This window comes from Streptomyces sp. AC558_RSS880 (assembly GCF_019049255.1).
Taxonomy (GTDB): domain Bacteria; phylum Actinomycetota; class Actinomycetes; order Streptomycetales; family Streptomycetaceae; genus Streptomyces.
In genome coordinates this window covers 490,932-497,866 of record NZ_JAGMUJ010000084.1, presented here as the reverse complement: position 1 = coordinate 497,866, position 6,935 = coordinate 490,932, and the positions used below count along the sequence as shown (strand labels likewise).

Below are 6,935 nucleotides of genomic sequence, written 5' to 3'. Positions count from 1 at the left end.
GGGGAGCCGATCGCCCAGGGCACGCCGACGTCGTCGGGGCCGGCGTTCAGCGTGTTGTTGGGGCCCTTGCGGTGGGTGGTGCCGATCGGGTGGATCGGGGGGAGGTAGACGACGTTGAAGCCCATCGCGGCGATCGCCGGGAGGCGGCGGGCGGCGGTGTCGAAGGTGCCGTGCGGGCGGGCGGGGGTGCCCTCGGAGCGGGGGAAGAACTCGTACCAGGAGCCGTACAGGGCCCGTTCGCGTTCCACCAGCAGCGGCAGCGGGTCGCTGCTGGTGACCAGCTCCCGCAGCGGGTGCCGGGCCAGCACCGCGTCCACCTCCGGCGTCAACGCCGCCGCCAGCCGGGTGGCACAGGGCAGGGAGTCGTCCCGCAGCATCTCGGCCGCGGCGAGAACCACGGCCTGTCCGTCCTCCCGCGGGATCCCGGCGGCCGCGCGCTCGTGGAGATCGGCGCCCTCCTCCAGGACCAGGCCGGTGTCGATGCCCGCCGGAACCTTGACGCCGGCGGTCCTGCGCCAGGTGGCCACGGGATCGCCCCAGGCCTCGACGCGGTAGGTCCACCGGCCCGGGCCGTCCGCGACGACCTCCGCGCCCCACCGGTCGCTGCCGGGCGCGAGCTCCCGCATCGGTGTGAACGGCCCCGGACGTCCCTCCGGGTCCTTCAGCACCACATTGGCGGCGACCGCGTCGTGGCCCTCCCGGAAGAGTGTGGCCGTGACGTCGAACGCCTCGCCCACGACGGCCTTGGCCGGCCGCCTGCCGCAGTCGACGGCCGGCCGGACGTCCCGTACCGGGATGCGGCCGATGGTCCGGGTCGTCTTCATGGGGTCTGTGCACCTCCGCCGTGCTCGACGCCCGGGCGGGCGCCCGGGCGTGGGACCAAACAGCGGCGGGAAGGTCATTGCCTTCCCGCCGTGGAGCGCCGCTCGACGGCCGGCGGACCCCGTCGGACCGCGGCCGCCGGACGGGGCGTTTCGTTCTGTTCCTGCAGATAGGTGACGACGGTGGTGCGCAGGTACCGTTCGGCGGCGTCCGCCGCCTCCCGGGCGCAGCGCTTGCCCATCAGCACGCAGAGGGTGTAGCCGGCGTCCTCGAAGGTGGCCCGTACCGTGTGATCGGTCGGGGCCGCCAGCATCACGCGTTCCCAGGCCCGGTACCGGCGCAGCTGCCGGGCGACTTCGGCTTTGGCGGGTAGCAGCATGGCGCCGTGCACCTTTCCGGGGCTCGATTCGAGGCGCGTTGTCCCGGCGGTCGGGGCGGCGGCCGTGCGCGCGGATGCACGGACCCGTAACGGCGATCGAGGTCTTCACACATGGTGCACGGGTGATGACGCAACGTCTTGTTGGCTTTTCAACCACCCGGGCGGTGTGTCGCGGCCCTCTCCCGCTCGCATGTCGCCCCCCGCGTCACAGCCGTGCGCTCGTGTTGCACGAACGGCCCAACCCCCTCACCCTGAAGGTGACTCAGAAGCGATACCCGCTCACGTTCCGTGTCCGGGGGCTCGCCCCGCGGGGGCGAGGAGGGACGAGAGCTTCGCGTGAGGAGCCAACGACCATGAAGACCGCAGTGCCCTGCTACTACCACCTCGACGTGGAAGTCAGCCCCGAGAGGGTGGGACAGGTCAGCCGCATACTGGCCGCTCACCTCCGGTTCTGGGACCTGGAAAACCTGATGGAGCCCGTCTGCGGCGGCGCCGAGATGCTGCTGCGGGCCATCGACGAGCACGCCACCGACAAGAACACGTCGATCGAGATGTGGTGGAACGGCCAGCACCTCATCACGGCCATCGGGGACAACGACCGCGCCCTGCGCCCCGACCAGGAACTGCGCGGCTGCCTCGAGCACATCGCGGCGAGCAGCGACGGCTGGGGCTGCTGCGCCACCGAGAACGGCAGCAAGGTCATCTGGTTCTCACAGCGCGCCCGCGCCGGCGAACGCGTCCCCCTCGTGCCGACCGCGCCCGACCCGCGCGAGAGCGAGGGGCTGGACCTGCCCCGCGAGGTGAGCGTCGTCACGCTCACCGGCCGGGTGCGAACGCCGGGCGGCCTCCTGGAGGAGGTCCGGTGACCCGGCGACAGAACCGGAAAGGGGCGCCCGCCTGGAGCGGGCGCCCCTACCCGCTGGGTGCGTCCTACGACGGCGAGGGCACCAACTTCGCGCTCTTCAGCGAGGTCGCCGAACGCGTCGACCTGGTCCTGGTCGACGACGACGGCCGGCACACCACCACCCGGCTCACCGAGGTCGACGGCTTCGTCTGGCACGGCTACCTCCCCGGTGTCGGCCCCGGACAGCGCTACGGCTACCGGGTGCACGGGCCCTGGGCCCCGGCGGCCGGCGACCGCTGCAACCCGGCGAAGCTCCTCCTCGACCCCTACGCCACCGCGGTGGACGGCCAGATCGACAACCACCCCTCGCTGTACGAGCGTGCCCCGCACGGCCCCGACCCCTCCGACAGCGCCGGACACACCATGCTCGGCGTGGTGACCGACCCGGCCTTCGACTGGGGCGACGACACCCGGCCCGGCCGCCCCTACTCCGACACCGTGATCTACGAGGCCCACGTCAAGGGCCTCACCCGCACCCACCCCGACGTCCCCGCCGAACTCCGGGGCACCTACGCCGGACTGGCGCACCCCGCGGTGGTCGGGCACCTCACCTCGCTGGGCGTCACCGCCGTGGAGCTGATGCCGGTCCACCAGTTCGTCCAGGACGGCGTGCTGCAGGGCCGTGGCCTGGCCAACTACTGGGGCTACAACACCATCGGCTTCTTCGCCCCGCACAACGCCTACGCCGCCCGCGGCACCCGCGGTCAACAGGTCACCGAGTTCAAGGAGATGGTGAAGACCCTGCACGCGGCCGGCCTGGAGGTGATCCTCGACGTCGTCTACAACCACACCGCCGAGGGCAACGAGAAGGGCCCCACCCTCTCCTTCCGGGGCATCGACAACTCCTCGTACTACCGCCTGGTGGACGGCGACTGGCGCCACTACTACGACACCACCGGCACCGGCAACAGCCTGCTGATGCGCCACCCCTACGTCCTCCAGCTGATCATGGACTCGCTCAGGTACTGGGTCACCGAGATGCACGTCGACGGCTTCCGCTTCGACCTCGCGGCCACCCTGGCCCGGCAGTTCCACGAGGTCGACCGGCTGTCCGCGTTCTTCGACCTCATCCAGCAGGACCCCGTGATCAGCCGCGTCAAGCTGATCGCCGAACCCTGGGACGTGGGCGAGGGCGGTTACCAGGTGGGCAACTTCCCCCCGCTGTGGTCGGAGTGGAACGGCCTGTACCGGGACGCCGTACGGGACTTCTGGCGCGGGGAGGAACACACCCTCGGCGAGTTCGCCTCCCGGCTGACCGGCTCCTCCGACCTGTACGCGCACCACAGGCGCCGCCCCCGCGCCAGCGTCAACTTCGTCACCGCGCACGACGGCTTCACCCTGCGCGACCTCGTCTCGTACAACGACAAGCACAACGAGGCCAACGGCGAGGGCAACCGGGACGGCGAGAGCGTCAACCGGTCCTGGAACTGCGGCGCCGAGGGCGCCACCCGCGACCCGGCCGTGCTCGAACTGCGCGCCCGCCAGCAGCGCAACTTCCTCGCCACCCTGCTGCTGTCCCAGGGCATCCCGATGCTCTCCCACGGCGACGAACTGGGCCGCACCCAGCGCGGCAACAACAACGCCTACTGCCAGGACAACGAGACCAGCTGGATCGACTGGCGGCTCACCGGCGAACAGCGCGACCTGCTGGACTTCACCCGGAGGCTGATCGCGCTGCGCCTCGCCCACCCCGTACTGCGCCGCCGCCGTTTCTTCCGGGGCGAGACCGTGCGCCACGCCGACCAGCCGCTGCCCGACCTGGTGTGGCTGCTGCCCGACGCGCGGGAGATGACCGGCGACGACTGGCGGCGCTCCGACGCCCACTCGGTCGGCGTGTTCCTCAACGGCGACGCCATCGCCGAACCCGGCCCGCGCGGCCGGCGCCTGGTCGACGACTCCTTCCTGCTGCTGCTCAACAGCCACTGGGAGCCCGTCCGCTTCCGGCTGCCGGACGCCTCCTACGGCGAACGCTGGACGGCCCTGATCGACACCGTCGACCCGGAGGGCGTCCCCGACGAGGCGGAGCACAAGGCGGCCACCACCCTCACCGTGGGCCCCCGGGGCCTGGTCCTGCTGTCCCGTCCGTCCCGCACGGCACGCTGACCGGCGGGACCGCACCCGGTGTCAGCGCTCGCGGCGTGACGTCACCGTGAACTGGGCACCCTCGTTGTCGCGGAGCACGGCCTCGTCGGCGCCCAGGGACAGCACGCTGCCGCCGTGCCGCTCGGCGGCGCGGGCGCAGGCGGCCACGTCCCGCACCGCGAAGTGCACCTGCCAGTGCGGCCGGATCGCCGGGTCGGGAGCCGACTCCGCCGCCCCCGACTCGATCCGCGCCACCACGTCCCCGCCGCTGCGCAGCACCACTTCCTCGCCCTCGTACTCCACCTCGACACAGCCCGGCTTGTCGGACGCCCAGTCGAAGACCCCGCCGTAGAAGATCGCGGCGTCGAAGGCGTCACGGGTGTGCAGCCGGACGAACGCGAGCTGGGCACGGCGCCAGGTGGGCCAGTCGCTGAACAGCTCGCCCTCCCAGACCCCGAACGTCGCCCCGTCCCGGTCGGCCAGCAGCGCCGCGCGCCCGGGCGGCAGGGAGATCGGGCCGACCGCCGCGGTGCCGCCGCGCTCCTGCACCCGCGCCGCGGCCTCGTCGGCGCTGCGCACCGCGAAGTACGGCGTCCACGCCACCGCCATCTGCCACATGCCGGCGACCCCGGCGATCCCGGCCACCGGCCGGCCCTCGGACAGGGCGATGCGGAACCGGTCGCCGAGGCGCACCGGACGCCACTTCCAGCCCAGCACCGCCCCGTAGAACTCCTCGGTCGTCTTTATGTCACGGCTGGTCAGGCTCACCCAACAGGGCGCCCCGAACACGGAGTGCGTCGAGAAGACGTCCGTCGCGCCGGCGGGGGAGGGCATGTCGTGGTTCATGGCAGTCGCGTCCTGATCTCGTCGGCCTGGCAGCCACCCGGAGGGCACCAGTGTCCGCCGGGTACCCCTCCGGGCGCCTGCCGAGTACCCCGGCGGCGGCACCGAAACGGAAGGCCCCACCGCCCCGGGCCACCCCAGTGGCGCAGGGCGGCCCCAGTGGCGACGATGGATGGATCGGACACTGGGTGAAGGCACTCAAGCACTATGCGAAGGCACCACGAGAGCGGCACACCGGACCCGGAGGTGACCATGCCCACGGACGGGGGCGCGGACCGCATCCTCCAGCTGGAGGAAGAGGTACAGCAGCTGAAGGACGCGGTCGTCTCGCACGCGGTGGTGGACCAGGCGATCGGCATGGTCGTCGCGCTCGGGCGGGTCTCGCCCGACCAGGGCTGGACCGTGCTGAAGGAGGTCTCCCAGCGCACGAACATCAAGCTGCGCAACGTGGCCGACCTGATCCTCGTCTGGGGGCGCACCGGGCTCCTGCCGGCGGAGGTGCGGACGGTGCTGGAGGAGGTCCTGGACCGGCTCGGCCCCACCCAGATCCCGGGCGCGCCGCCGGAGGACTGACGCGCCCCGCCGGAGGACTGACGCGCCCCGCGGAGCCCGCCCGGCTCAGCCGGTCTCGGTGAGCAGTTCCTCGCGCAGCTGGGTGAAACAGCTGTTGAGCAGCCGGGAGACGTGCATCTGCGAGATGCCGAGCTGTTCGGCGATGCCGCTCTGCGTCATTCCCCGGAAGAACCGCAGGTAGAGGATGATCCGCTCACGCTCCGGCAGCGCCTCCAGACAGGGGCGTACCGCCACCCGGTCGACGACGGTGTCGTAGGCCGGGTCGGGGCCGCCGATCGCGTCGCCCAGGGCGTAACCGTCGGTGCCCGGCATCTCCGCCTCCAGCGACAGGGCGGAGAAGCACTCCAGGGCCTCCATCCCGGTGCGCACCTCGCTCTCGGTCAGCCGGGTGTGCGCGGCGATCTCGGCGACCGTGGGAGAGTGGCCCGGAGTGGTCTGCGCCAGCTCCTTCGCCGCGTGCCGCACACGGTTGCGCAGGTCCTGGACCCGGCGCGGCACGTGCAGCGTCCACATGTGGTCGCGGAAGTGGCGCTTGATCTCGCCGGTGACGGTCGGCACGGCGTACGCCTCGAAGGCGTTGCCGCGCGCCGGGTCGTAGTGGTCCACGGCCTTGACCAGACCGAGGGCCGCCACCTGGTACAGATCCTCCAGGGCCTCACCGCGGCCCCGGAAACGGACGGCGATGCGCTCGGCCATGGGCAGCCAGGCCGTGACCAGCGCGTCACGCAGCATCCTGCGTTCGGGTCCTTCGGGCAGCCGGGCCAGGCGCGCGAAGTCCCCTGCCGTGTCGGGGGCGTCGTCGTGGGAGTGCTGCTTCCTGGGACTGACGGTACGCATCACGCGCACCTCCCTGAGCGGGGTGCCGAATGGACAGAACCCGTGGGAAGAGGCGGCTCGGACCACGACAGGCCCGCGGCCGGCGAAGCGGTTCCCACGGACGTGCCTCCTGTCCGAAGCACTGAGAGTCCCCTTCCCCGTGGTCCGTCATTCCAAAACTTTTCCCGGAATTCGGTGGGGGAAATTGCCGGAGGGTGCACGGTGGGAAATCAAGTGAATTCATGGCGTGAAATTCCCCGCGGCGGGGCGGATGGCTCCGGGGCGGTCCGTCCCCACCGTCGCGGACCGCCCGGACGGCGCGCCGGTGATCACGGCGCCGGACGTGATGTGCGGCACGCCCTCGCCGGCCGTCGGCCGGCCGGCCGGGGGATTCCTCCAGCGCAGCGCTTGATCGCCGATCAGCTCGGGCGAACTGCCTGACCACAGCGCATTCCGCTCATTTGACAGTGCGCCGAGGCCGCAGATAGGAAGCATCGGACAGAAGTCGAGAGGTGC

The 6,935-nt window shown here is 71.9% G+C and carries 7 protein-coding genes; 3 read left to right on the top strand and 4 right to left on the bottom strand.

Translation table 11 applies throughout. The features are described 5' to 3' along the window. Both KUM38_RS27025 and KUM38_RS27020 read right to left on the bottom strand, forming a co-directional pair. Window positions 1–824 (bottom strand): maltotransferase domain-containing protein (locus KUM38_RS27025; protein WP_217132752.1); only part of this gene is annotated, 824 nt, incomplete at its 3' end. A gap of 74 nt (window positions 825–898) precedes the next feature. Then, on the bottom strand, window positions 899–1,201 hold the full coding sequence (locus tag KUM38_RS27020) for a DUF5133 domain-containing protein (RefSeq protein ID WP_217132751.1): 303 nt from the start codon (window positions 1,199–1,201) through the stop codon (window positions 899–901). Window positions 1,202–1,554: 353 nt separating this feature from the next. Between KUM38_RS27020 and KUM38_RS27015 the strand changes: the two genes are divergently transcribed. Both KUM38_RS27015 and glgX read left to right on the top strand, forming a co-directional pair. Next, window positions 1,555–2,067: a pep a2 gene (locus tag KUM38_RS27015; protein ID WP_217132750.1), complete on the top strand. Its 513-nt coding sequence runs from the start codon at window positions 1,555–1,557 to the stop codon at window positions 2,065–2,067. Continuing rightward, a complete protein-coding gene (glgX, locus tag KUM38_RS27010) occupies window positions 2,064–4,208 on the top strand; it encodes a glycogen debranching protein GlgX (protein ID WP_217132749.1) in 2,145 nt (714 codons plus the stop codon). The genes KUM38_RS27015 and glgX overlap by 4 nt, the downstream gene beginning before the upstream one ends. A 21-nt stretch (window positions 4,209–4,229) precedes the next feature. Here glgX and KUM38_RS27005 read toward each other — a convergent pair whose 3' ends face one another. Then, window positions 4,230–5,033, bottom strand: a complete 804-nt coding sequence (locus tag KUM38_RS27005; protein ID WP_217132748.1) for a VOC family protein — start codon at window positions 5,031–5,033, stop codon at window positions 4,230–4,232. Window positions 5,034–5,237: 204 nt separating this feature from the next. Between KUM38_RS27005 and KUM38_RS27000 the strand changes: the two genes are divergently transcribed. Continuing rightward, entirely contained in the window at window positions 5,238–5,603 is a 366-nt protein-coding gene (locus KUM38_RS27000) for an ANTAR domain-containing protein (protein ID WP_374227083.1), read from the top strand. A gap of 45 nt (window positions 5,604–5,648) precedes the next feature. On the opposite strand, the gene KUM38_RS26995 is transcribed toward KUM38_RS27000, so the two are convergent. After that, window positions 5,649–6,440, bottom strand: coding sequence for an RNA polymerase sigma factor SigF (locus KUM38_RS26995; RefSeq protein WP_217132746.1), 792 nt, complete (start codon window positions 6,438–6,440; stop codon window positions 5,649–5,651). Between the last annotated feature and the right edge of the window lie 495 nt (window positions 6,441–6,935).

What these genes read in the sequence shown, in the direction of transcription:
- KUM38_RS27000 (WP_374227083.1), top strand. Translation starts at nt 5,238, where the DNA reads ATGCGAAGGCACCACGAGAGCGGCACACCGGACCCGGAGGTGACCATG.
- KUM38_RS26995 (WP_217132746.1), bottom strand. Translation starts at nt 6,440, where the DNA reads ATGCGTACCGTCAGTCCCAGGAAGCAGCACTCCCACGACGACGCCCCC.
- KUM38_RS27020 (WP_217132751.1), bottom strand. Translation starts at nt 1,201, where the DNA reads ATGCTGCTACCCGCCAAAGCCGAAGTCGCCCGGCAGCTGCGCCGGTAC.
- KUM38_RS27015 (WP_217132750.1), top strand. Translation starts at nt 1,555, where the DNA reads ATGAAGACCGCAGTGCCCTGCTACTACCACCTCGACGTGGAAGTCAGC.
- KUM38_RS27005 (WP_217132748.1), bottom strand. Translation starts at nt 5,033, where the DNA reads ATGAACCACGACATGCCCTCCCCCGCCGGCGCGACGGACGTCTTCTCG.